This is a genomic window from Enterobacter sp. R-1.6.2, from assembly GCF_035064085.1.
Classification (GTDB): Bacteria; Pseudomonadota; Gammaproteobacteria; order Enterobacterales; family Enterobacteriaceae; genus Enterobacter; species Enterobacter asburiae_B.
On the sequence record NZ_JASEYI010000018.1, the window covers coordinates 1 to 23,346 of the forward strand.

A 23,346-nucleotide genomic window follows, 5' to 3' on the forward strand; every position below is an offset into this window, starting at 1 on the left:
ATCGGTGGAGCTGCATGACAAAGTCATCGGGCATTATCTGAACATAAAACACTATCAGTAAGTTGGAGTCATTACCGCCAAGACATATGTCATGATTAATGGCTTTTCTGAATAATTCGGGAGAATATACCATAAGTATAAAGCCTAAAGACCTATGTATAAATACCCTGCTGTCATGGACTATTTTTCTGTCATGTTCGATAGCTGATGGCGCGTTATCACCCTCAAGAGTAACAGGTTCAGGTATAGAGACTGACGGTTCCGCCCTCTCCTGTTTTGTTGCGCCAGCGAAAAACCTGCTTATACGTTCAAACATAATGTGTCCTCCGCATTTTTGACTCAGTATAGCCAGGAGCACTGGCCCGTGTGCGGGAACGGAAGATGACCGTCGATATCCCGTTGTTACTTAACCAGCCTTACCGTACTATCAGGTGAATTATAGTTCACGTGGATTAACCTATGTACAAACCCACCAGCGATGAATTTAAAGCAGAGATGAAACGCAAAGGCTGGACGCGGCAGGCGCTGGCACAGCGCTGGGGCAAGTCCGAAAGATGGATAAGTAATATTTCAGGTAATGAGGAACGCGAGCAGCATTGGAACGATGCGCTTGCAGGACTACCAGTATTAAAAAAAACCAAGAATAAGTGAAGTATAGTTCCCTTTTTTATTGATTAAATGTGAACTATAGTTCATGCTTTCTCGTGTGTTCGACTTCACTTCCCATCGAGGAGCAGCAGGCATGAACGTAGATCAGCGGCAACGTATTGAGCAGGAAATTGCCCGGGCAGCAGCAACCGGGTTGATTGAAGCAGGATATAGCATCTCGGTATTCGACTCAGAAGAGATTGTGCTGAAGCGCTCTACGAACGTAGAACGTATTGTTGAAGCCATGTTCTCTACTGATGAAGACTACTTCTATGCTTATCGCCCTGAAGAAACTGAACGTGCAGGTTACGTCCATTTTGTTTACGGCAATGAGGGATGGAATGTTATCAGCGATAACAGCCTGTCGCTTGAACCGGCGCTTGAAGCCGCTACTGCTCTGTCTGAGTCTTATGCCTGACCCTCAATGGCCCACTTAGTACTCGCAAGTGGGCTGTTTCTTATTCATACCCCATATGAATAGCAACATTATCACCACCTCGTGCCTATCCCTTTCTCCGTTCTTCGCCCCGGCACCAAGCCGTTCCGTTTTGTAATTGATGCCACAGCTGTAACGCGAAGAAATAAAAAGCCCGCTTGCAACGACTAAAGCGGGCTTTTTTTTATTCATACTGCATATGATTAACGGTCTATCCACCGTTCAATAATCCCATCAGGTACATCGAAATCATTGTCGCGGAAGAAATCCTTTTCGTATTTTCTGGCCTGCGGCATCGTCTTGAGTACGAAGAGGATGGCATCCTCCTTGGAACTGAACGAAGTCCGCGTAATGACGTGATCCGGCGCGTGAATGTGGGAGAGTGCCAGGCTTTCTTCGGTTCCTGGCTTACACAAATCACACCAGTGCTTATGCCAGAATGTCTCACCATTCTTCTTCAGCTTCGCCCCTGGTTCACCGGTTGGCGCTGGGTTAATAACCACCTCAAGAATATCTACCGGCTCATCTGCATCTCGCGCCGCATCGCCGAGCAGTTGATCGATAAGCAACTCCCCGGCTGAACTGACCAGGTTGCTGGCTATCGTGAAGCGACGGTGTAAGCCGCGATCTGCCTCTTGCTGAATCAGCGCTATCTGCGATTTAAACGATACCATATGCGTAAGCACAGCATGGTTAACGCCGAAATCAGGCCCATATGTCTCTATGTTTCGGTCTGCGCTAAAAGGGGCCATGTCCGGGCGCTGTTTTGTGCAAAAGAGACCCAGACTTGTTTTCTTATTGGCAAGATTATCGAGCTTACCCTCTTTGACCTCGTAATTTGAAATCAGACGGTGGGCTACCCGGGCCTTGAGTGCCTTATCATTCAGATTCTGATAGATATACTCGACCGCAGAGCCGCGTGTACCAAGATATAAGTATGACCACTCCTCACGGTCGACAATAAGACCAATCGGGATCATCATTACTGGCTTTTGAACGATCCCGCCAGTCGGTCGGTAGAAGTTCATTTCTTCAAAAGCATTAATCCACAATTCTGCCAGCTCGCTCAGACCTTCCTGGTTGCTGGGATTCAGACGCTTGAGAGTCTCACGGCCCAGTTCAATGTCTGCCAGAGCTTTAAGTTTCCGGTCGTAGCTTTCAAATACAGACTTTAACCCTTTCCACTCATCCACCAGCGGCCATTCTTTGAGGGTGCATTCAGATACGCTCAGTTCGTTAACCAGAGCCCATGAGCGAGATACCTCTTTCACACCGGTACGCGTCAGACTCAATACCACACGTATAGCCCATTTGTGTTTCTCAGCTGCATCGTTTCGTTCTTCAGCTCGTGGGGCTACATACAGGCCCAGTTTGCCGTTTGGCATTACCACAAGCCGTAGAGGAGAGTTTCCAAGTTGCTCACAGTAGCATTCAATTTGCGGGATGCTTGCATGACCTCGCCATGCAATTAAATCCATCATGGCAAGGAGCGCTTTCCATTGCTTCTCATCTTCCAGACCACTTTGGAGGGATGCACCTCGGTTTGCGCAGCGCCACGTCTGAATCGTTTTATCTACAGCCGCAACCCGGTCATTTTCGTCACCGATGTTCCCGGCGTTTAAAGCCGCCAGCATTTTGCTTCGGTATTGTTCTTCATGCGTTTCTTCCAGCTTCAGCAGTGCCGCAAGTTCTTTGAAGAGCCGGATGTAATAAAGATGGTTAGCCCGGATACGCCGGTTGTGAATGTAATATTCGAGATCGGCGGATTTCACCGTGTCCAGGCAAAGATAGCCAAGGCTATCAGAGGTTCTGAATTTTGAGAGGCATACCTTGGCATTGAATTCTCGTTTGTCTGACTTCGCATTACGGCTGTAGGTGTGCTGAACGACTGGCACATCAACGTAGATCTCTTCATTCTTCTGGTATGCCACGCTGGTACTACGGCTTTTAACGAAATCAACCGTGAATGAATGTCCCCGGTAGCCGTTACCTGAATCATCCTTAGCTGCCCCGGGTGCGGTAACCGGATTAACGACCTGTCTCCACTCACAAAAGACGCGTGAACCAGAACGCAGGTGCTGGTTCGCCTGCTTAATGTAGGACTCCAGCGATGGTCTGGTATCGGCCTCCGGGTCACTCAACAGACCGGTTCCATCTGCGTCATGAATAAAGCGGCAATATTTCTCCTGGAAGTCCATCGAGATGAAATTAATGTTACTACTGCGATCATAGAATTCGCCAAACAGGCGCTCACGCTGGTCGAGCCCGCAGCAAAGGATCAGGAAACGTTTATAGTGCAGCGCCATCTTTTCATGCGCCCGCAGCCGGTCAGTGTAAGCTACATCGCGGAAGGTGATGCGAGAACCGTCAAAACCGCGAAAAAGCGCGTCCTGCTCGTCACGTTCAGGGAACAGCGTATGAGCGCCCAGATGAGATTCAACCGGGCTGCATACCTGGTAAATATTTTCGCCGTCTCGTACCAGCAGGAAGACACATCTGTTTTGAAAGTCTTTGGCCGCAGCCTCCCACGGATCCTGATAATTGACGTGCCGTCTGGTGACGGCCATAACCAGTACGCAACGTTGGGTCGGGAAAATCTGCTCGATTAGGCCCGGGTGTTTTTGCAGTGCCTGGTCGAATAAATCTGCTTTGGTGAAATCGAACCAGTCTCCCAGATCCAGATAGACAGCGAGCTCCTCATCCATCAGTAGCTTTTTCTGGACAAATGTCAGAGGAATGTCGCTCGGGGCTGAATTGCCTTTGATTATCGTGTTGACGACAACATCTTTGCCGATGAAAAGATCCAGAGACGCAATCCCTTTCATCAGCGATTCAACGTTCTCCCTGCTCTCTTCGAATGCGGCCAGCTGCGCCGCAGCCATTTCCTGGTAATAGGGTACGACGGCCTGAACGGCCCTGGTAATTTCGTTATTCTTACCTTGTAGCCATTCAGATTGTATGACGGCCAGTTTATGTCCATGCCGAGCCGCTTCCATCATTCCCTTAATGCTTTCCTCATTGACACCGGATGTCAGCGCATTTTCTAACGGGCCGGTGGCGAGGTTTGTGTACTGGTCAATCGTCGCGGGTAGAGTATTGAGTTTGTTCTCGCTTTTTTCTGTCTGCTCTTTTTCAAGGCGTTCCGCAATGATCTCTTTCATGCGTTCAGGGTTTGTCATCGCCTCGGAAAGTTCAACGGTCAGCTTCTGAGCCAACTGCTGGCAGGCCTGCACTTCACTTTCGCGGACTTCTTTCGAGTCAGCAGCAAAGGTGAATTTGTTAACGAAGTCATCAAACAAAAAGCGGTGCTGAGTGAAGCTACGGGTAGTGCCACAAGTGCGGCCAGATTCATCGGTATATTCAAACCGAATGTGTTGGCCATGTTTTGATGGGTGGGTGCGCAGAATGACCGTATGCAGTTTGTTGTCGACCCAACGCAGCGATTCAATCAGCAGTACTTCGGAAGCGGCAATGTTCTCTTCAGCAATGGCTTCATTTGCCCGCCAGTACTGACCGCCTTGAAGAGAATGGAAACGTTCAATTCGCTCTACCGGTTGTTCAATGCGCACGATACCCGTCATTATGATCTCCTTCCCCCGGCTTTAGCCATGTTGCCGCTATTGTACTAGGACATGGTGTTTCTAATGGCTTAAATGGGGGACATATTGTTTGTGATACTTTGATTTTATCGTTGGGGGGGCAGGTGACGAATAGCTCTGGGGGATGAAAGGCAACGAAGAGTTGCCTTTTACGAAAAGGAAGATGCAGTACGAATTGCGGGTGGTCAGGAAAGAGGGTTTACCCAGCCTTTTCCGGTCACGAACTGAATTTTGCCAGCCTTTCTTAGCGCCTGTAACCGCCGGTCAAGAATGCGGAATGGCATCGGCTTATTCCTCTCCTCATCAGCGAGTCGGGAACACTCACCAGCTACGTCTGGAAGCATAATCAGTGAAAATGGAACCGGCTCTTTGCCGAGTATTTTCATGATCGCACTGTCCAGAACGGCGTACTTGTTTTTAGCAACTTGCATGTTCACTGTCCCCTCTCTCTATAGCGTGGTGATCGGTTCGCCTGATACCTACGGAACACATTCCGGTGGGACGGCCTTATTTTTATCCTGCCAACGTAGAGCAGCCTTAATACACTGCTTACACGTTATTTCACATACGTAAGGCCCGTACTCACCATCACTATGGGTGGCTGGGTTAACCCAAAGCTTGCCGTTACTTCCACCTGCGGCGGTGCAAAGAAAATCCCCTTCATTTCTGACCAGGCGCCCATCACGTATGTCCTCAAGTAAAAGCACGTGAATCACAGTTCGCCGGTTTATACCGTTACCGCTACTGTTTTCCGTCAGCCCGGAAATCACCGATTTGAATCCGCTTGTCCATCGTACCGGAAGATACAAACGAGCGTTTCGCTCTTGCGCCTGTTGCATCAGCTTCATATCGAGAGCGGCCTTTTGCTGTCGTTCTTCTTCTTGCCGTGTCAGACGTTGTCTGGCCTGTTCCTCTCGTCGGGCCCGGCTATCAATCTCAGTTTCAGCTTTAATATCGAACCGGTCAGGTGTAAGAAACAAAGTCGCACCTACCGGAGGGAGTGTGCCCTCCACCAGCAGCAGGTTATCCTTTGTTGCTTCCACATAAACTGTTCCAACCTCGGTAACCACACCCGTTTTATCTTTTTCCCCCCGGAACCAGAAGGGCGATGGGTAAGGAGGGTATTTGAGAACGATCATAATTTTTCCTTTCTGAAATACCGCATCGAGTTAATTTACTGGTTGTCAGAACGCAGTAATGTTATTTCTGATTTTGTTCCCGGTACTTCATTACGATATCCATTTCCTGTTGAGTTAATCCATTCTGAACTGCGGCCCGGCCTTGCCATATGTGAAAGAGCACCTCAAGAAAGACCCTTTCTTCTTCCTCTGATACTGAACCACTTGAATCAGGTGAGTAATCATCTTTCATAAAGCTATCGAACAGAACTCTTTCGCTGAGCCCCGCTATAGCAGGTTGTTCGCTGTGGGTCAGCCAACCGTGATGCCACGAAAACATGCAGTAGGCTGCTACATCACGTGGATCACCTTTTGAAAGGTGTCGGTGGAGCTCTTTGAGGCATTCATCCTTCCAGTCAGATTTTGCCCATTCAGCCCCACGACCATACTTCTCCTGGGCCCGGTAAAGCTTACCCGCCATCTCAGAGGCGAAGTTAACTACAAGCTGAGCTGTTGCATCGTGTAAACCAGCAGGGATCTTTACGAGGTGATTTGTGAGGCCACACTCATTGATAACTACCCGCAGACCACGCTTTATCTCTTCAACATCATCGGAACCAATTGCACCCTCACCAGATGCCGCGTGGAACGCGTAGGCCATTGCGTCCGTTATTTCTACCGATGAATCAGCCTTTTCGCCTGACGTACACGTTTCTTGAACCAGCTCGCCCTTCTGTTTGTTGTCCAGCAGACTAATCATGGTGTTTTTAAGTAACGTTGCTTTTTTGACGGCTTCCATATTGCCGTTCTGCAAAGCGGTCGTAATCTCAGTATCTATCTCGTTAATGCCTAGCTGAAGCTCTTCAGCACTGGCATAGAATATATTTACGATTTTTGTCTGGCGCATTAATTTTCCTTTTCAATAATTTTATGTCCAAGAGAATCAAGTATTGCAATAACTTGGTCTCTGGAATATGCAGGATAACTATGATCTGCAAAGCAACATGCAGGGGGTGGCAGTATGATTTTTTGTGGGCTTTTATTTCTTAGTTCCTTTAACTCCAATAATATGCTGAGTAATTGAGACGCTTTCTTTTCCATCGCATCAGCTCGGCTTGGGCTGATAAGTGCCCTCTGCGCATATAGCAGTTCAGTTGTAGTCTCAGTAATCATCGAGTCGAGTTTTGCAGGTGTCAGTTGCTCCATTTTTCCACCGGTTATTAATGCAATAATTGAATTCAGACCGTCTCTTTTGAATAGACAACGTTTTTAGCGAGTTCGAATACAAAATCGCTTACGAAGGTAAAATCGCGCCATACCAGCACACCATCTACCTTATGCCGCAACTCAACCTGAGTGGATGTGTTGCTATACTTAGTGACCTTGATGTCCCAATCAATGAAACCACCAGCATTCTGAAGTTCAGTGACAGCGGCTAGGTTTTCCTGTTGCTTCAGGTTGTAGGCCTCGTCTGAGTCGTCGTTCTTCACAAGCTGGATTTTTTTGAATACCATGCGGAATCGGTCGGCCAGAACTTTGCCACGCATTTTTTCAACATCATTAAATACCTGCTCGACGTATGCACTCATGGTTTTCCTCGTGACTTTAATGATAGCAATTACAAAACCCGTATAGCCTGATTAGGCTCTGTATTTTTTAAAAATTAATCCGTGAGTAACATTATTAACTGCATTAAACCTACGACGAAATTTAAAAGAAGACAAAATGTGCTTGAATTTAAGAAATATTGAATTCGTTTAGTTTATCTGTTAAAAAAATACTGCTATTGAGCACCAAAAAAGGTGTCTTCTTACAGCGGAAACAAAAAACGCTAGAAAGTTACTTTTTCCTCATTGGAAGGCTTTTTAAAAGCGTTTCCATCGGGATGGCTTCGACGGATTGTTTCATTTTCTCTGGTTCTACTCCAAGAGATGCCAGCTGCCGGTACAGTACTTCCCGTTCTTGCAGGAGGCTTATCGCCAGCCGTGATATTGCAGCGGCGTTTTCCAGGGCGATTGCAAGGTTGTTTTCGGATGGAAAACTATCCCATGTATCCACTATGCCTTTTGCCAGGCACACGGTTCGCTTAAGCGGCTGAGGAACGTTTAATGGGTTAACGCCGGGTGGCATACCGGACAACTGCCTAATCAGTGCTCTTCCTTTCATTCCATCAGTTCTGTCTGCCATAGCAAGACCTCTATTCGTTGTACGTGGTCACTTCGGCTGAGTAGCAGTGCTGCTGATAACAGGCCTCTGTCTGACCAGACAAAGCGGTACGCAGCATTACGGTAGTTCCGGGTACGGGCGCGGATTTTGACCCGGGCGGAAAATCACTTAGCTCTACACTGATTCCGGCATGACCCGAAAACAGCACTGGGTTTTCACGCATTTTCATGCCGATATTCTGGTTACCATTTGCAATGCGATACATCACTTGTTCGATAGTAATCTGAACAGGTTCGTTGATCCGTAAAGGCCTGTTCCCGTTGCTGCCATTAGCCTGGCTGCACAGCAACAACATAGATGCTACTGTCGTAATAGCAACAGAGCCTAGTGAAAGCATGATTTTCATTATTTTCCCTTTATTCCAGGCAGTTAAGCCGCCTCACAAAATTCACTCTGACCAATGCTTGTTAAACCTGACAATTGCCACAGCCTGATTAACCGCATCATTATTTTGATATGGATCCGTAACGCGTCCGCGTTCTGAGTTGCCAGTTCCTGTATGTGTATCAGGCCAAGGCTCAACTCTTTATGGCTATTGAGTTCATAAAGCGCACGTCGATAAATATTGAACATCTCACGAGCCACCAGCGATTTAAGGACTTCCGGTACTGAAGCACAGTGCGCGAAAGCTCGGGCCCGCTCCTGTCTCCAGTAGCGGCGCAGCGCATTTGATGTATCAGGTTTGTTGCCCACGTCACTCATCACAAGACACCAGGCATTGGTCTGGTTGATCAGGACAGTTTCCAGGCTGTTTTTGCACAGCGTTTTCTCGTCCATAAGCTCGTTATGGCTTTCCTGGCGTAAGACGCGATGCAGCCAGAACCCAAATTCTGTCATGCGGGTCATGTGGTACTGGATGGTGAAAGCGAGGTTAGCCCACCATTTAAAACGAATGATCCGGGCCTCCAGCGTTCTTTTCAGAACATGCTGGTATTTCTCGGTCGAGAGGATGCGAAGGTCTTTTCGAGCTGTGATCCCTTCCATCGACTGGAATCCGGTCAGGCCGAGTCGATGGTAGGTTTGACCACGCTGCATCATTTTGTGATACAAGGCTGACTTACCTTTGCACAGAGATACCGTGCCGAAACGCAGGTAGAACTGCGCCGCGCTCCCAGCGGTGTACGCCCCGCTCTCAATAGCAGATTTAAGGCGTGGGTATTCCACCCATAACACAAAGCTTGCAGACTCTTCATCTACGGTAACTTCGTTATCTTCGCTGAAACTGACAACACGACGGTGGCCGTCTCTTGTCTTGATGACACGTGCGGCGCGTTCGTCATCTCCGCCGTCGAAATAGGTCATTTCCGCAACAGGATCAGCCAGCCCATCAAATAGTGAGTCATCGCCAAATTTCCCCACCTTCAGCCAGACTGCTTTAGGGATTGGGGACTGAGGGACTACAGGCATCGTCGGTTCATCAGTCAACAGATCCAGCTCGCCGTGGGCCCAGACGCGGTGGTAGATCTCCAGTGCCCTAAAAGGCTTGTCATTGAAATGATGGAAAGCCCACATGAAATCGACATGCACAACGGCTTCTTCGCTGACGATGCGGAACTGAGGCCGGGACATGCGACGGTTATGCGCATTGTCTTCCAGCAAGCCGTAAGCGAGTTTCTCGGCAACGTCATCGGCGCGTTGCTGCTCTACGTAGTCGGCGCTACAGCAGATGTGTAACAGACGTTCCAGGAATTTCGGCGAGTATACATCTGGCTGGATCTTAATATACCCACCTTCGTATACCGTGCGGCCCACTGGATGGCGGTCTTCCCAGGCATAACGGCGTTTGGCAATGAAACGCTGAAGCCGGTTCAGGATAGCCATATAGCCATATTTCTCCGGGTCGGCATTCAGCAGGTTTTCCATAGAGCGGTCGAGCCCTACAGCCTGGCAAAGGTAACAGCCAAATCGTGAACCACAGGCGCTTTTTGCTTTTTCAGAACCCGTCCAGACACATTCGCCCGTAGCCTCTTTGTAGAGCTCAGCAGTTTCATTATTGTTAGGCAGGTAACTGGGTAACGCAAAACGAGCCTCATCCCCGGACGATAGCAGGAATTCCCATACGTTCCCCTGATGCCAGTGACGGATCGGATAGAGCTCACCGCCCTCTTTTGTCTGTTTAACGTCTTCAGCGCTCCCGCCTTTTTTTTCGATGTTCATGGCACGGGTTGTGCTCTCTGCATCACGGGAACCCAGCAGCAGACAAACGCGCTGACGAACGGCTTTAGGCAGTCCTCGCATGTACTCGGCACGGGCCCGACGTGCAGGATCGACCTTCAAGTCGATCGAGCACTGTCTGGCGGAACTATTTGAAAATGTTGGCAATCCTCGCCCTGAAAGGATGCGGCCAGTCCACCCAGATGTCAGTCCAGGCTTACCAATTACAATGCTCAGCGGTAACTGGTGCTTTTCAACGAATGCCTCAAGTTCGGCGAGTTTTGTGTCTGCCAGCCAGCGGACGGCTGGATTCTCGATGCCCGTGTCGGTGTGGATCACATAGTGATGCTGGCTGATGTTTGTGCCATTGCGGGTAGCCCTTACCAGCGCCATCAGGAAGAGGTGCAGAACGCACTCAGAGTCCTTTCCTGATGAATACGCCAGGCTCATAGTCCAGCCGTCAGTAAGCGCTTTATAAATGGCGTTTGTGCCGGTGGTGATAAGATTGGCCATGCTCGTGCCAGTGCTGGCATCGACATAATTCAGGTCTTCGTCATTAGCCAGTGTTTGCCAAACCGTATCCCATTTATCCCCGGTAAGGATTGGGGCAAGGGTCGGTTCTGATGTGCCAAAGTCGATTACCTGTTGCATGGTTCACCTGTTTATTTATTCGTTTTGTATATTTATTTAAACACGGGCGTACCAGCTGACGAATAAGGCCAGCGGTATTATTTAATGATTTATTTAGTAATCGGGGATGGAAATAATTGATCAAGACAACTCATTGGTTTGCCAATGGCATTTGTGAGCTTTAGAATTTCTCCCGGCGTAACTGCCTTAAGCATTTCAGAGCGCCCTTCACGGATATATTCATCTACAGACATATTCCGCCATCCTGCTTTTGGTCGATTACTGCAACCTTGCCAGTTTGAATCAGCATTATCCCGACGAAGAACATATACATCGATAGAGCGAGTTAACCCTGCACCGAACGCAGCCTGAGCAGTAATTTTCACTTCAGATCCATCCTTGCGTTTAATGACCTGCGATATACGCGTGATTAACTCTTCAGGTGCGGATGCGTTGTTCTGAGTTTCATTTGTCATAAAACACCTCGTGAATATTGTCCGGTTTGTTTACTTATTAAATCACGAGGCATTCGGGTGACGAAGTGATGTTCAGAAAGATACTTTTCTTTGCTGGAGCAGGCTTAACCGTTGGTTGTCTGGATGCTACCATTCATAAGAAATGACGGTTAGCGTATCACTCACCTGTTCTTTGGTGATCTTTGGTTTTACCGGTTCGGGTAAAATTGTAATCGAAATTTGAATAGTTGCCGTTGCCTGTTGCTTTTTATCACCACTATTTCCCTCATCCTGTGCCAGTGCATTCCATGAAACAACGAATAATAAAGCTGAGAGTATCGTTTTCATTTTACACCTATATAAAAGATTGCTGTCCGTAGAACCATTATCTATCGGGCCAATCAGCTGGCGAAATTAAACAGTCGAAAACCTTTAATTAAATATCAGGATAAGGTCAGTAGCTTTTATGGTCAGTCGTCATCATGATACTCAGGGCCACCATAATTATCAAATCGAGACCATTGACCATTAAATGTGAGACGTACTGTCCCTATAGGCCCGTTGCGCTGTTTACCTATGATAATTTCGGCTATACCTTTCATATCGCTATTTTCGTGATAGACCTCATCACGGTAAATAAACATGATCAGGTCAGCATCCTGCTCAATGGAGCCTGACTCTCGCAAATCTGAGTTTACCGGACGTTTATCGGCACGTTGTTCAAGCGAGCGGTTTAGTTGCGATAAAGCGATTACCGGTACATTCAGCTCTTTTGCCAGTGCTTTCAGAGATCGGGAGATTTCAGCAATTTCCAGAGTTCTGTTGTCAGATAACGACGGTACACGCATCAACTGAAGGTAGTCGATCATAATGAGGCTAAGCCCACCGTGTTCGCGGGACAATCGACGCGCCCGGGAGCGAACGTCCATAGGTGTTAGGCCAGAGCTGTCATCAATGTAAATGTTCTTTTTTTCCAGCAGCAGTCCCATTGTGCCGGATAACCGGGCCCAGTCCTCGTCATCGAGCTGTCCGGTTCGGATGCTGGTCTGGTTGACGCGTGATAGCGATGCCAGTGAGCGCATCATGAGCTGTTCCGTAGGCATTTCCAGGCTGAAAATCATGACGGGCTTATCGTTTGTCAGCGATACATTCTCGCAGATGTTCATTGCAAACGTAGTTTTCCCCATTGAGGGTCTGGCAGCGATAATAATCAAATCCGAGGGCTGTAGACCGGCTGTCTTCTTGTTCACGTCCACGTAGCCGGTATCAACTCCAGTGACCCCGTCATGGGGACGCTGGAACAAGGCTTCAATCTTGGTAACGGTTCTGTCCAGAATGCTGCTGATATTTTCCGGCCCACCGCTTTTATTTCCCCTTTGCTCTGCAATCTGGAAAATCCGGCTTTCTGCAAGATCAAGCAATTCGTCACTTGTCCTACCTTCCGGGTTGTAACCGGCCTCGGTTATTTCGTTGGCAACTTTTATCATTTCCCTGATTACGGCACGTTCCCTGACGATCTGCGCGTAGGCAATTATATTTGCCGCACTGGGCGTATTTTTTGACAGTTCTGCCAGATAGGCGAAACCGCCGAGACTATCCAGCTTACCTTCTCCCTCGTTTTCGATGTGCTCAGCGAGGGTTATCAAATCAATCGGGAATTGATTCGCAACGAGCGATCTCATTGCAGAGAAAATTGAGCGATGCGGTCGAGAACTAAAATCCTGCTCACTAACGATTTCTGCCACATCATCCCATCTCTGGTTTTCAAGCATTAACCCGCCCAGCACGGACTGTTCCGCTTCTATCGATTGCGGAGGGGTTTTTAAGCTGTATTCAGCTGTTTGCTTTGTCTCACCTGTTTCGGTAAACGAGATGTCCGCCATAGTCATAAGTGGCCTCAGAGGTTCTGGAATAGCTTTTGTTTTTGTAATTGTCGTGCGCATTCCGATACCAACTCCGGGTAACTGGATGCTATTGCCTTTAGAATTGCTTCAGAGAGCTCATTCGCTTCATCAGAGCGGCCCACCAGCCTCAGCTCGGCTACTGTACCGGGGTCGCAGTTTGTCAGGTTGGCGCGGGCGTAATTGACTTTCAGCCGCGCCAGAAATTCCACCCCGGGCTTGCGCTTCACCGCGTGGACAGAAAGTGTTTTTCGGCAAAATCGACCAGCTGTACGGCGTTCGTGATGCTCCAGAGCTTTTGCTTCCAGCTCCTGCCCGGCGATAACGGTCACATAGAGGCTACTAATCAACGCCGATACATTCATGCAGCAATCCCCCGCTTATTAGCCAGCGCAACGGTATCCAGAAGTACGAAGTCATCAAGCAGGTTCAGTCCTGCGGGCGTCTTCTGATCACGCCATAGCGCATCCAGTACATCGGTGTCTGGCATTCCCGTTGGGATTAGGCTTAGAAGTTCGGATAACGTATCTACCTGTAGCATGTGGCAGATAGAAGCCAGCATTATTCCCTCTGACGCTTTATCCATAAGACCACCGATCAGAATCTGAATTTCCGGGGTCATAACAAAATGCTCATAATTGGATTTATTGAATCGGCACTGAATGAGTTTATAACCCTTGAACTCAGTAATTAACTCCTGAAGGAATACATGCAGCATATCTGGTTTTGTTTTTCTAATAGCCGCTACCTGCATTGCAATTTTTAAAATGCCATCATCAACTCTTTCGTGCGGGCATCCTGCGGAGGAATAAATACTTTTTGCCTTTTCGAGCCAATTTTGCAGCTCGATATAATTAGTCTGAATATTCAACGCGACCCCCATTGCTATCCAAAAAAGTCTATAACCCTGATATTTTAATGCGCTCCTGTCTATCATCGAAAAATTTAAGACAGCAAAATGCGGCCATTTATATGTGCAAAAATATGAGCCGGTTTATCCGGCCCATCAGAATGAAAAGGAATTTTATGCAGGTCTGTTAAAGACCTGCTGGGAGGTTAGTACACCGGGTGCAGCTGAGTCTCTTCAGTTTCACCATTCTGCTGGTTAGCGCCATCGGTATCGGCATCAGTCGCATCGTCAGCACCGCCGTTGTTTTCAGCACTATCACCGTCGTTGTCACCATTAGCTTCAGCATCTTCTGCCTGTTTTGCTGATTCCAGTTCAGCCAGGGTAGCCATCAGAGTACGGGCCATTTCAGGAGTCAGGCGTAAGACGACTTCTTCCGGCACGGTTTCCGTAATTTCGATCTGATTTTCATGCTCACCTTCCGGCTGCGGCGGGATCTGGTCGCGCAGCTGGCTCAGGGTTGGCAACAGGCTGTCGAAGGTTTTACGGATAACTTTCGGTTTCAGGCCAGTCTTTTTCTTGGAACTCACGAATTTGGCAGTGACGCGGGTTTTCCCAGCTCCTTCTGCCTTTTTCAGGGATTCCATCAGGACTTCATACGGGTCGCGGTCAGTACCCTGACATTCGTTAATAACGTCAACGGCAACGTCACCAGATACCTTATCTTCTTTCACCAGCATCTTGATGCTGAAGTCAGCGTTTGCCAGCACGATACTGCGGCGAACGGTGACCAGAGAGACACCCAGACGCTGAGCAATCGACTCAATGGTGTGACCCCAGCCAATCAGGCGCTTGAAGCCTTCAGCGCGTTCCACCATCTTCAACTGAAGGGAGTTGGCGCTCTCGATCATGTTGTAGACTTCTTCGTCCTTGCCGCCTTCAAATTCCTCGACGGTGATTTTCTGGAAGCTCGCGCCCTCAGCAATCGCCATCATCAGGCCAGCAAAACGGTGGTGGCCATCAATGATTTTCAGGCGGGTTACGCCTTCCACTACTACTGGTTTAACGCGGATGACAGGCACTGACTGAGGACGTTCCAGATAAGCGTGTTTGAACATTACCGCACGGTCATAATTTACGTCGCGGAGGTTCAGTCCCTCTTCCACAAACAACCAGTACGGGCTCACCGCAAAGACGTTGTTACGCCCGATATCGGCTTCTTCGAACTGTTCCGTATTGCCGCTTTTACGCGCTTTGGTTACGAAATCGCTCAGTGCTCGGAGTGATGATGGCGCTTTGTCTAAGCTGCGCATCAGTACCGCAGCGCCTTCCAGATTTTCCAGGGTACGGCTTTGTTCGAAGATAGCTTTAACGTCGGTGTTCATGGTGTTTCTCCGCTTTAGTTATTGTGTCGCGAGGTTCGTTGCTTGCTGTAAATCCAGTTAAACACACACCAAACAGGTGACGAAGCGTATTTGGGGACAAAATGTCTCTTTTTTTTCGGGTACATAAAAAAGCCCTGTAATCCAGTGATTACAAGGCCTTAGCTCGTAATGATGACATCAAGATGGCGACGTTTTTCGATTTTGACCGCATTTTTCATCAAAATTGTCATCACTTCATTTAGTTTTGAACTCTCCCCTTCCTCATATGAACCCCAAGGTAGGAATGGAGTAGGACTATTGATATTGAATGCAACGCCCGTAGGGCATCGCCATGCAGTTGGCTTCTTTGAGTCAGGTTCCCATTTCACCAGGAGTATTGGCGCGTTACAGTCGATGTCATCGATGGCTGGTATAGCCTCATATAAAAACACTCCCGCATCATCCCCACTGAAGAAAGCTAGATGCTTATACGCGCTGGCAAAAGAGACTACGCCCGCGAAAAGGCCCACAACGATGAGGTTAAGGTTCGATGTTTTGTGACGGATACGTTTTTGCTTCAGGCGAACCATTGTCAGGGCTGACAAGAAGATAGCCACCAGCCCCCCGGCTCCTGCGAACCAAACGGAATTGATTTGCAGGAAGGAAATCAAATCACGATGCTCTCTCTGGTTTTCTTCAAGCATCAACGACACAAAAGTTGTTGTTACTGGCATTGATATCAGGAATATCGTGATCATCACTATTGCAAAAGTCTGTATGGAATAGCGGTCTCTATTTTCCTCTATAACAGAATTAAAGGATAACAGATAAACAAATGTAAATAATAAAATGGAAAGAAGGTACATTGGTTATGCCTTTTTTTGGGTTATCGCTGAATTCTTTTATTTAATTCTGTTCTGAAAAATGCATACAAGAACTGCCACCCATCACCATGAGCCGTTCTGAAATCTTTTTCAGGGAGTACCGGAAAACCAAATTTAAAATTATCTTTTCCAGTGTGGCGCTGGCAAAAGTGCGCAAGCTCATGTGCCACTACGCCTTTGATATGATCCAGTTGATTGATTGAATAAAATGCTCCGATGTCCTTACGCTGCTCTATATGTGCGTACTCATGGTAGCGATAGCGCGGTGTATCACTGTCAGGATAAATGGACGATGGTGAAATAGTGATTGAGCTCCTGCCGCCCCATGAATGTTTGGCACTCCAGTTGACCCGAACTTCAGGCGCAGGGCCGGTGAAACCATATGCCTGTCTATAGAGGTGCAGAAGATACCCTGAATACAGAAAAACAACTTTCTCCGCCGTCATAACGCGAGAAACGCCATAGCGAGCAACTGCCCTATCTCTGGCTGTCAGAACGGGGGTTTTTACCCGTGGGGAGAATAATTTTGTTGGGCTGAATAGCCAGACTTCTGAATCGTCATCAGGCATATCCAGTATCACCTGAATTTCTTCAGGCGACCCAACTCGTTGATGCCACCTTTCAAGATTATCGCCCACTTCATTCAGGCTGATTAAATCATCGGCATTCTCGTAGAATAACCAGATCAGCGTTCCTCGTGGGAGTGCTTTCTCAGCTGTAATATGTGAGAGGATAATTTGACGTGGTGTCATCTTATTCGCCACAGTTCCCGGATGCTTCTATCAGTTTTATTTTTGTTGCTTCTGCCGCCTGCATTTTTTGTTTCATCTTCTCAATGCTAGCGGTCACACGGCGGGCGCACCATTGATACGCTGCCTGACGTGATTCGAAAAACTCATAATCCGCGTGCAGGTAAACTGATGTGCCGTAGGAGACGGACATACGGTAACCCTTCGGCGTTTCATTGATGACTTCCCGTTCTTCTACACAGTTTTCAAACTCAGGGACATAATCCACGAATCGACGACGCAGAATGCAAAACAGCACCTTTATTTGGTTTTCATCAGTCATTTGTTATCCTCGTTATTCTTCTTATTTATCATCAACCTTTCTTAATTGTCGATGCTGAATACGGCGGAGCGGATTTCACGCTTGGCCTGCTGACGGGCGCGGTGTTTGCTTACACGAAGAGATCTATCGTATGCATTGTTTTTACGATAGCCACGCGAGCGGCACAGTGAACAAGTGCAGCCTTCTACTGAATAGAAAATCCCAAACGGTTTCATAAGTATCACCTTTAAGCTTGATAATAATGTTTATCATAGCTGGAGTTATTCAGGTGACGAATAGTTAAGGGGCGCGTTTTGCTTGGGTTTTTACACTATCGTTTATTGAGTCGATGAGGTCGGAAATAGAAAGGAGTTTTCTGCCAAAGAATAGTTTTCGTCTGGCTTCTATTTCGTAGCGGAAGGGTTCAATAATTTCATCTTCATGCATGATTACGAAACGATAGCCGTTATTAAGGAGTTTATGCAGCTTGTTTGTTTTTTTTCTTATGGGACTTAGCTTAAACATTGTTATCAACTTCTCATCATGATCACCTGAATTGTTATAACACAGTTATTTCCGACACGCTGCTGCTTTTGCTGAAGAACTCGGATTGCTTTGGGCTGGGCCAGCAGGTTGTATGCCGGGCGAACCCGGCATCGTTATCACAGGGCTTTTTCTTTTCCCTTTCGTTCTATCCCACGAAACATCGCGCATTTCCGCACAATATCCAGTGTCGGGATGCTACCACTCCCCTGCTCTTTCACGCTCATTCGCAACGTGAGCCGTAGCAACATCTTGATGTCACGTGGTGGAAGTTCTGGGTAAGTGTTTACAAGTGATCTGACCAGTTCATCAGGAATGTTCACGCCAAAGTTCTCACCCATAATCTTCCAGATCTTTTGGGCATCTGATTTCTCCGGCACATCATAGTGAATGATTGCAGCGCATCTTGGTATGATAGCCTCATCGATGTCACTACCCCGGTTGCTTGTCATGAACATCAACCCATCGAAATACTCCAGTGTACGGAGGAACTCCGCAACGATGGCATTTTGAGTCAGTGATGCTCCACGCTGCATGACAAACACATCGGCTTCGTCCAGAAGCAGGACACAGTTCCAGCGTTTAGCCCGGGTCAGAATCGTCCGCAGATTTTTCTCAATGTCATCGGCGTTGGTTCCCAGTGCGCCAGCATGAATTGAGTACAGGGGCCGTTCAATGACCTCTGCATACACTTCAGCAGTTAATGTCTTCCCAAGTCCGGGTGAGCCCACGCACATGATGATGTTACCCGCGCTTTTCCCTTCAACAATATCGCTGGTGAAAGCGCTGATATCCGTGGTCAGTATATCGAGTAAATCACGGTGGTCTTCCGGCAAAACCATCTTTTTTGGCAGTTCTTTATCATACTTGTATGGTTCTACGTTATTGGCATGTATCCAGATAAAGTCTTGCAGCGAGAGATCAAAATAACGCTGCACAGGAATTTCGGGTAAAAGGCCAAACTGGTCATCTTCAAAAAGAGGCGACTCCACTTCTGCACCGTAGGCATCGCACTCACTATCAGGCAAATCGTGTATCAGTTTATGCCCTGCTATTTCCAGATTCCGGTCGCTGTAGCTATACGATTCCATTCTGACAGCCCTGCCGGTTGCTTTAAACTGATTGCCAAATTGCCCGTCGACCACTTCCTTAAACCGCGTTAGTTGTTCCAGGTACTCTTGTTTCAGCTCATGCGTTTCATGGTAGATATCACGGTCGGCCAGTGTCTTAGCGACACTGCGCCGCGCCACCTCATTAGGCTCGAAATTCAGGGCGGTAAGCTGGGTTCCGTAAACCTTTTTGGAGTGCGAATATTCGCCGAACCCATACCAGCTGATTTGTAACAATAGTGATGGGGGACGGTCAGAGTTTTTTTCTGATTTTACTTCTTTTATTGCTGTAACAAGACCGGGGTACAGGTTGCCGTCATGACCGCGTCGGTATATCCAGCCATCAATTCGATTTGACTTCAGATACTGTAGTAACACACGACCGAATGCCGGAAAACTGCTCACAGGCTTATCGAAATCACCTTCCAGTGCAGTGATGATCGATTCAAGAGCTCGTCGATTTTTTGACTCTCCATCACCACGACATGCCTGTAAAAGTTCATTCAGATCATCCCGAGATAAACATAGCGGATCGACGGCAATCTCATCGTCAGAACTACGGTGGCTATAACGATTACGTAAAGCCTCAAATGTTGGGCTTGTGGTAGCTTTTAGTGTTTCTGTTTTTATCGTGAGTGCCATAGCCGTCCTCGTCAGTAATTTACTTTGATATGCCTTAAGTTCACATGGAAGGGGCAACTTCGAACGCATTAGGAACTCTGATCCGCGAGCCTATTTCCAGTTTAATGGTTGCCTTTACGTATTCACCCTCCTTCAGATAGGTGATGTCTTGGTTATGAAATGTTGACTTTTCATGTGTAGCCCACCATTCCATAGAGCTTGGGATTTTTAACGTTAGCCCAAGATGTTCAGTGAGATAGCATACTCCCATGTTTGAGTAGGTCTTAACGGGGTTCGGGTAGAATTGAAAGTTACCCTCTACGAGACAATCAGTACGAGGATCGATGAACGAAAGGAAAACGCTAAAAGTACCCTGACGTTTTAGCTCGGCGTAAGCCTCAAGAATCGTGAAACGCTTTAATGCGTCATTTGAAAACAGGGTTACAATTTTTTCCGAAAGCATAGCCACCTCATGAGCTGTTTTTTTCCTATTATCAACCGGTGTCTCCTCCTGACGAATAGGTTTGCGGCCAAAAAAAAACTGCACCAGGAGGTGCAGTTTCGATAATCAAGCAATGGCGAATTGTTATTTTTCGCTACTCAGTTTATCCGTAATAAATGCTTCAATTTCTGCCATGAGCTCGGTACTCATTCGGTTAAATTCAAAGCGAACTTTACGGCCTGATGCATTTTTGCTGATACGGGCGTATTTGTCCTTATTAGCAAAATTAGCCAGATCACGGGTTTCCCAACTTTTTGCAGGTGGCTTTTGATCGAGTAATTCAACCGCCTTTGTGATCTGCGCCATGACAATTTTCTGCGCTTCCGGGATGTCACTGATGTCCAGATTAGCAATTTCTTCTTTCACCCTATCAACTACATCTGCAAGAATGAAAAGGTTGCTCTCTACGTATTTCTGAAGTTTGGACAACCGGCTGTAGAAGGAGTTTGGTATACCTTCATAATCCGGGAACAGAGCTATCAACGAACCGTCAATACGCGCCGCCTGAATACGTTTAAAGACTGACACATGGCTTATGCCAAGAAAGAGGGCAAGCTCTTCATTTTTGGTGAATCCTTTTTCCTGCATTAGTTCCAGATACTGAAGCCCAACCTCTCGGTATGAGAATCGGCGTGATGTTTGTGCAGCGGTAATAATCGCCTTGATGTCCTCAGCTGATAGATCATCTGGTAGCACCCATAAAGGCAGATCTTTTTGAGCCGCAATACAGCAAAAACGTCTGCGGCTACCTTCAATAAGCAGGTACACGCCATCACGTTTAACGGCAACACCTTCAGTATCAACACCCCTTGACTCAATTTGTTGCAGGATATCTCGTACTGCGTTTGTGGTAAGCGCTTCCTGATTTCGCGGGTTCATTGGGTGAACGGCGGTCTCAGTAGCGACATTTTCAGCTGCTACAGTGACGTGCTCAGCTTCAAGTTTTCGCCCGTTATGAAGGGTAAAGAGTTTCTTAATGCGAGGGGGACTCTTAAGGTTAGCTAACCCGGAACGGTGGCCTACATCGGTTCGCTTTGGCGTATTTAGATAACGCGATTTATCGTTTCCGATATGCTGTTCATCACTCATGCGTTAACTCCTTCCTTCGCTGAAAAACTCTTTATCTCATTAATAAACTGTTGATATACGGACATTACGGATTCTTCGGCAATATCCAGCTGCTTTGGTGAACATAACTCTTCAGATTTCTTAATATCGAGAACCGACCTACCCCGTGACGCAGCTGCTTTGAATGCTTCAGAGTTTTTGATATTGGTTGCCATAAACAGGTCTTGAACGGTTCGAATTAACTTATCGAGGACTATTTTTTCGTATGGGCTTTTATCATCGACGTTAACGGCCAGTACTTTAAACCATTTAATATTTTCACCTTTATTGGGAGACTGACGGAATCGCTCACTGATCGTCAGCATAAAATCAGTTGTGGATGCATAGTCGTATTCTCGCGGAGAAACTGCGACAAGAATACCGTCAGCGGCCTCATCAGCGGCCCAGATAATTGGCGAGTCTTCTGGAGGGGTATCGAAGATAATAAGGTCATACTTAGCTTTCAGGACTGGCATTATCACTTCTTTGAATCGTAGCAACAACTGAGTGCGCTCTTCTTTACTGCACTGCCAGTATTTATCTTTGAATCTCGCATCGGTTGGGAACGCAGTAATTACATCAAGATTTGGCAGATGGGTTGAGAACGGCATATTCTCAATGATTTCAGCCTCAGAGTAACCCATGTCGAGGTATTTTTTATATTCAGAACCTTCTTCATACACGCCCAGGATTGCGTCGATTGCAGTCAGGAATACGTCGTCTTCAGATACGCTTTGAATCATACCGCTACCAATAGAGCCTTGCGGATCCCATTCAATTACTAAAACTCTGGCATTCAACTGGAGATCAAGTGCTGCTGCTACAGCCAGAGCCACTGAGGTCGTGCTTTTTCCTGTCCCACCTTTATGATTCTGAACAATGATTGTTCGGCTCTGGTAGTAATCTCTATAGCGCGGATAACCCAGGGCATCCATAATATTCTGGACATCCCAGCGGGTATAAAGGTGGTTTTTGTTCTGATAAATAGGTTGACCCACCAGCCTTTTTTCTTCGAGATCAGCGAGAATTTTATTGAAGGTAACTCGAGATTTTCCAAAGAAGTCGGAGAGATTTTTTTTATTCAGGCAGTGGTTATAGATAAGGCGATCTACCCCCTCCACACTGTCATCTGATACAGATACCCGGGAAGAAGCCAGTAACGATTCTTTCAATGAAATTTGTTCGGACTTCATGCGTTGCCCGACAAGGGCAATTTTATCTATTAGATTCATTCTCGTCATACCCTCAAACCTGAATTATGAATTTAAACGCATATGCGTATACTTTACGTATAATGCGTAAAATGACGCTCTATGCGTATAATTGTAACGGCAATAAGATTGAGACGCTAACATTCTATTTTGTTTTTTCTTCATTTTGCGATCTCGAAATGCAGTTCAATGACACATCATCTTTCTCTTCTGGCGATTAAGGGGGTTAAGTAATCCACGGGGCGGGCAGAACCCGGAGAGACTGACTGGCGATTAAGGGGGTTAAGTAACCCACGGGTCGGGCAGAACCCGGAGATGCTGGCTGGCGATTAAGGGGGTTAAGTGACCCACTGTACGGGCAGAAACCGGAGAGGCTGGCTGGCGATTAAGGGGGTTAAGTGACCCACGGTACGGGCAGAACCCGGAGAGGCTGACTGGCGATTAAGGGTGTTAAGTAATCCACGGGTCGGGCAGAACCCGGAGATGCTGGCTGGCGATTAAGGGGGTTAAGTGACTTAGCGCTGGAGGATACGCCCTGCAACTATTGGTAAATGAATGACAAGGTTTCCCGTAAGACCCATCAAATAAAAAAGCCTCTGAAGTAGAGGCTCTTGGGTATTCGATATAGTTAGGCTAATTCGTCCGGGTCGTTGATGGCACTAACGAAGAACTCCGTGCGGTAATCATTCCCCCATCCCAACCAGACAGAAGGTGAACCCTCCTTTGCCAACGAACGGTCACCCGTCATGCTGTCCGCTTGGACAGGAACTGTCACGCATTCTTTAATAGTATCGGCCTCGGCAACCAGTCCAGTACTCTGGGTTTCAAATCCGGCAATTACGACAACAGCATCAGGGTCGTGTAGCTGAAGCTGGGCGATAAGCTCTTTAACTTTCATAGTGATCCTCTGCGCTAGAATTATCCAATTCTACCACGCTTGA

General features: G+C 47.4%; 27 protein-coding genes. 3 read left to right on the forward strand and 24 right to left on the reverse strand.

Annotated elements, in window-relative coordinates; all coding sequences use genetic code 11:
* The first annotated feature begins 4 nt into the window (after window positions 1-4).
* The 3 genes from QMN93_RS26280 (at window position 5) to QMN93_RS18020 (ending at window position 1,066) form a co-directional block, all read left to right on the forward strand.
* Entirely contained in the window at window positions 5-61 is a 57-nt protein-coding gene (locus QMN93_RS26280) for an IS1 family transposase (RefSeq protein ID WP_003032489.1), read from the forward strand.
* 398 nt (window positions 62-459) lie between these two features.
* The gene (locus QMN93_RS18015; protein WP_007372333.1) at window positions 460-651 is read left to right on the forward strand and encodes a hypothetical protein; all 192 of its coding nucleotides are present in this window, start codon (window positions 460-462) and stop codon (window positions 649-651) included.
* A gap of 91 nt (window positions 652-742) precedes the next feature.
* Complete coding sequence (locus QMN93_RS18020; protein WP_007372332.1) at window positions 743-1,066, forward strand: hypothetical protein; 324 nt, start codon at window positions 743-745, stop codon at window positions 1,064-1,066.
* A 221-nt stretch (window positions 1,067-1,287) separates the two neighbouring features.
* Here the strand turns inward: QMN93_RS18020 and QMN93_RS18025 are convergent, their stop codons facing one another.
* The 24 genes from QMN93_RS18025 to QMN93_RS18140 form a co-directional block, all read right to left on the reverse strand.
* Complete coding sequence (locus QMN93_RS18025) at window positions 1,288-4,665, reverse strand: hypothetical protein (RefSeq protein ID WP_007372331.1); 3,378 nt, start codon at window positions 4,663-4,665, stop codon at window positions 1,288-1,290.
* A gap of 203 nt (window positions 4,666-4,868) precedes the next feature.
* Entirely contained in the window at window positions 4,869-5,114 is a 246-nt protein-coding gene (locus QMN93_RS18030; RefSeq protein ID WP_007372330.1) for a hypothetical protein, read from the reverse strand.
* A gap of 48 nt (window positions 5,115-5,162) precedes the next feature.
* A complete protein-coding gene (locus tag QMN93_RS18035; RefSeq protein WP_008786574.1) occupies window positions 5,163-5,822 on the reverse strand; it encodes a hypothetical protein in 660 nt (219 codons plus the stop codon).
* Window positions 5,823-5,883: 61 nt separating this feature from the next.
* Window positions 5,884-6,708 carry a hypothetical protein gene (locus QMN93_RS18040; protein ID WP_007372328.1) on the reverse strand — a complete coding sequence of 275 codons (825 nt, stop codon included), beginning with the start codon at window positions 6,706-6,708 and terminating at the stop codon, window positions 5,884-5,886.
* Window positions 6,708-7,007, reverse strand: coding sequence for a hypothetical protein (locus QMN93_RS18045; protein ID WP_016241553.1), 300 nt, complete (start codon window positions 7,005-7,007; stop codon window positions 6,708-6,710). The genes QMN93_RS18040 and QMN93_RS18045 overlap by 1 nt, the downstream gene beginning before the upstream one ends.
* A gap of 32 nt (window positions 7,008-7,039) precedes the next feature.
* Window positions 7,040-7,390, reverse strand: a complete 351-nt coding sequence (locus tag QMN93_RS18050) for a hypothetical protein (protein WP_007372327.1) — start codon at window positions 7,388-7,390, stop codon at window positions 7,040-7,042.
* 250 nt (window positions 7,391-7,640) lie between these two features.
* Window positions 7,641-7,988: a hypothetical protein gene (locus tag QMN93_RS18055; RefSeq protein ID WP_008786575.1), complete on the reverse strand. Its 348-nt coding sequence runs from the start codon at window positions 7,986-7,988 to the stop codon at window positions 7,641-7,643.
* Between the two features lie 10 nt (window positions 7,989-7,998).
* Window positions 7,999-8,373: a hypothetical protein gene (locus tag QMN93_RS18060; protein ID WP_008786576.1), complete on the reverse strand. Its 375-nt coding sequence runs from the start codon at window positions 8,371-8,373 to the stop codon at window positions 7,999-8,001.
* Between the two features lie 23 nt (window positions 8,374-8,396).
* Window positions 8,397-10,832 carry a phosphoadenosine phosphosulfate reductase family protein gene (locus tag QMN93_RS18065; RefSeq protein WP_007372324.1) on the reverse strand — a complete coding sequence of 812 codons (2,436 nt, stop codon included), beginning with the start codon at window positions 10,830-10,832 and terminating at the stop codon, window positions 8,397-8,399.
* Between the two features lie 89 nt (window positions 10,833-10,921).
* Complete coding sequence (locus tag QMN93_RS18070) at window positions 10,922-11,287, reverse strand: hypothetical protein (RefSeq protein ID WP_008786579.1); 366 nt, start codon at window positions 11,285-11,287, stop codon at window positions 10,922-10,924.
* A gap of 126 nt (window positions 11,288-11,413) precedes the next feature.
* Window positions 11,414-11,614 carry a hypothetical protein gene (locus tag QMN93_RS18075; RefSeq protein WP_007372322.1) on the reverse strand — a complete coding sequence of 67 codons (201 nt, stop codon included), beginning with the start codon at window positions 11,612-11,614 and terminating at the stop codon, window positions 11,414-11,416.
* A gap of 122 nt (window positions 11,615-11,736) precedes the next feature.
* The gene (gene dnaB / locus QMN93_RS18080) at window positions 11,737-13,149 is read right to left on the reverse strand and encodes a replicative DNA helicase (RefSeq protein ID WP_007372321.1); all 1,413 of its coding nucleotides are present in this window, start codon (window positions 13,147-13,149) and stop codon (window positions 11,737-11,739) included.
* A gap of 14 nt (window positions 13,150-13,163) precedes the next feature.
* Window positions 13,164-13,532, reverse strand: a complete 369-nt coding sequence (locus QMN93_RS18085) for a hypothetical protein (RefSeq protein WP_007372320.1) — start codon at window positions 13,530-13,532, stop codon at window positions 13,164-13,166.
* Window positions 13,529-14,038 (reverse strand): hypothetical protein, encoded by a 510-nt coding sequence (locus QMN93_RS18090; RefSeq protein WP_223307977.1) that lies wholly within the window; start codon window positions 14,036-14,038, stop codon window positions 13,529-13,531. The genes QMN93_RS18085 and QMN93_RS18090 overlap by 4 nt, the downstream gene beginning before the upstream one ends.
* A gap of 185 nt (window positions 14,039-14,223) precedes the next feature.
* Complete coding sequence (locus tag QMN93_RS18095) at window positions 14,224-15,399, reverse strand: ParB/RepB/Spo0J family partition protein (protein ID WP_007372318.1); 1,176 nt, start codon at window positions 15,397-15,399, stop codon at window positions 14,224-14,226.
* A gap of 158 nt (window positions 15,400-15,557) precedes the next feature.
* Window positions 15,558-16,244 carry a hypothetical protein gene (locus tag QMN93_RS18100; protein WP_016241554.1) on the reverse strand — a complete coding sequence of 229 codons (687 nt, stop codon included), beginning with the start codon at window positions 16,242-16,244 and terminating at the stop codon, window positions 15,558-15,560.
* A gap of 20 nt (window positions 16,245-16,264) precedes the next feature.
* On the reverse strand, window positions 16,265-17,014 hold the full coding sequence (locus QMN93_RS18105) for a hypothetical protein (protein WP_007372317.1): 750 nt from the start codon (window positions 17,012-17,014) through the stop codon (window positions 16,265-16,267).
* Window position 17,015: 1 nt separating this feature from the next.
* Window positions 17,016-17,333, reverse strand: coding sequence for a hypothetical protein (locus tag QMN93_RS18110; protein WP_007372316.1), 318 nt, complete (start codon window positions 17,331-17,333; stop codon window positions 17,016-17,018).
* A gap of 41 nt (window positions 17,334-17,374) precedes the next feature.
* Complete coding sequence (locus QMN93_RS18115) at window positions 17,375-17,548, reverse strand: hypothetical protein (RefSeq protein WP_009653096.1); 174 nt, start codon at window positions 17,546-17,548, stop codon at window positions 17,375-17,377.
* Between the two features lie 426 nt (window positions 17,549-17,974).
* Window positions 17,975-19,606 (reverse strand): ATP-binding protein, encoded by a 1,632-nt coding sequence (locus QMN93_RS18120; RefSeq protein WP_008786582.1) that lies wholly within the window; start codon window positions 19,604-19,606, stop codon window positions 17,975-17,977.
* Between the two features lie 40 nt (window positions 19,607-19,646).
* Window positions 19,647-20,132, reverse strand: a complete 486-nt coding sequence (locus QMN93_RS18125; RefSeq protein WP_172745723.1) for a hypothetical protein — start codon at window positions 20,130-20,132, stop codon at window positions 19,647-19,649.
* 39 nt (window positions 20,133-20,171) lie between these two features.
* Window positions 20,172-21,176 (reverse strand): ParB family protein, encoded by a 1,005-nt coding sequence (locus QMN93_RS18130; RefSeq protein WP_007372313.1) that lies wholly within the window; start codon window positions 21,174-21,176, stop codon window positions 20,172-20,174.
* Window positions 21,173-22,426 (reverse strand): ParA family protein, encoded by a 1,254-nt coding sequence (locus tag QMN93_RS18135; protein WP_007372312.1) that lies wholly within the window; start codon window positions 22,424-22,426, stop codon window positions 21,173-21,175. Before QMN93_RS18135 ends, QMN93_RS18130 begins: the two co-directional genes overlap by 4 nt.
* A gap of 607 nt (window positions 22,427-23,033) precedes the next feature.
* A complete protein-coding gene (locus QMN93_RS18140) occupies window positions 23,034-23,303 on the reverse strand; it encodes a hypothetical protein (RefSeq protein ID WP_008786584.1) in 270 nt (89 codons plus the stop codon).
* Window positions 23,304-23,346 lie beyond the last annotated feature (43 nt).

Bases quoted from the DNA above. Each gene is read 5' to 3' on its own strand.
- QMN93_RS18120 (WP_008786582.1), bottom strand. From the start codon at position 19,606: ATGGCACTCACGATAAAAACAGAAACACTAAAAGCTACCACAAGCCCA.
- QMN93_RS18110 (WP_007372316.1), bottom strand. From the start codon at position 17,333: ATGACTGATGAAAACCAAATAAAGGTGCTGTTTTGCATTCTGCGTCGT.
- QMN93_RS18040 (WP_007372328.1), bottom strand. From the start codon at position 6,708: ATGCGCCAGACAAAAATCGTAAATATATTCTATGCCAGTGCTGAAGAG.
- QMN93_RS18020 (WP_007372332.1), top strand. From the start codon at position 743: ATGAACGTAGATCAGCGGCAACGTATTGAGCAGGAAATTGCCCGGGCA.
- QMN93_RS18045 (WP_016241553.1), bottom strand. From the start codon at position 7,007: ATGGAGCAACTGACACCTGCAAAACTCGACTCGATGATTACTGAGACT.
- QMN93_RS18095 (WP_007372318.1), bottom strand. From the start codon at position 15,399: ATGAACACCGACGTTAAAGCTATCTTCGAACAAAGCCGTACCCTGGAA.
- QMN93_RS18130 (WP_007372313.1), bottom strand. From the start codon at position 21,176: ATGAGTGATGAACAGCATATCGGAAACGATAAATCGCGTTATCTAAAT.
- QMN93_RS18035 (WP_008786574.1), bottom strand. From the start codon at position 5,822: ATGATCGTTCTCAAATACCCTCCTTACCCATCGCCCTTCTGGTTCCGG.
- dnaB (WP_007372321.1), bottom strand. From the start codon at position 13,149: ATGGCGGACATCTCGTTTACCGAAACAGGTGAGACAAAGCAAACAGCT.
- QMN93_RS18070 (WP_008786579.1), bottom strand. From the start codon at position 11,287: ATGACAAATGAAACTCAGAACAACGCATCCGCACCTGAAGAGTTAATC.
- QMN93_RS18050 (WP_007372327.1), bottom strand. From the start codon at position 7,390: ATGAGTGCATACGTCGAGCAGGTATTTAATGATGTTGAAAAAATGCGT.
- QMN93_RS18030 (WP_007372330.1), bottom strand. From the start codon at position 5,114: ATGCAAGTTGCTAAAAACAAGTACGCCGTTCTGGACAGTGCGATCATG.
- QMN93_RS18055 (WP_008786575.1), bottom strand. From the start codon at position 7,988: ATGGCAGACAGAACTGATGGAATGAAAGGAAGAGCACTGATTAGGCAG.
- QMN93_RS18085 (WP_007372320.1), bottom strand. From the start codon at position 13,532: ATGAATGTATCGGCGTTGATTAGTAGCCTCTATGTGACCGTTATCGCC.
- QMN93_RS18140 (WP_008786584.1), bottom strand. From the start codon at position 23,303: ATGAAAGTTAAAGAGCTTATCGCCCAGCTTCAGCTACACGACCCTGAT.
- QMN93_RS18015 (WP_007372333.1), top strand. From the start codon at position 460: ATGTACAAACCCACCAGCGATGAATTTAAAGCAGAGATGAAACGCAAA.
- QMN93_RS18060 (WP_008786576.1), bottom strand. From the start codon at position 8,373: ATGAAAATCATGCTTTCACTAGGCTCTGTTGCTATTACGACAGTAGCA.
- QMN93_RS18135 (WP_007372312.1), bottom strand. From the start codon at position 22,426: ATGAATCTAATAGATAAAATTGCCCTTGTCGGGCAACGCATGAAGTCC.
- QMN93_RS18075 (WP_007372322.1), bottom strand. From the start codon at position 11,614: ATGAAAACGATACTCTCAGCTTTATTATTCGTTGTTTCATGGAATGCA.
- QMN93_RS18115 (WP_009653096.1), bottom strand. From the start codon at position 17,548: ATGAAACCGTTTGGGATTTTCTATTCAGTAGAAGGCTGCACTTGTTCA.
- QMN93_RS18025 (WP_007372331.1), bottom strand. From the start codon at position 4,665: ATGACGGGTATCGTGCGCATTGAACAACCGGTAGAGCGAATTGAACGT.
- QMN93_RS18105 (WP_007372317.1), bottom strand. From the start codon at position 17,014: ATGACACCACGTCAAATTATCCTCTCACATATTACAGCTGAGAAAGCA.
- QMN93_RS18065 (WP_007372324.1), bottom strand. From the start codon at position 10,832: ATGCAACAGGTAATCGACTTTGGCACATCAGAACCGACCCTTGCCCCA.
- QMN93_RS18100 (WP_016241554.1), bottom strand. From the start codon at position 16,244: ATGTACCTTCTTTCCATTTTATTATTTACATTTGTTTATCTGTTATCC.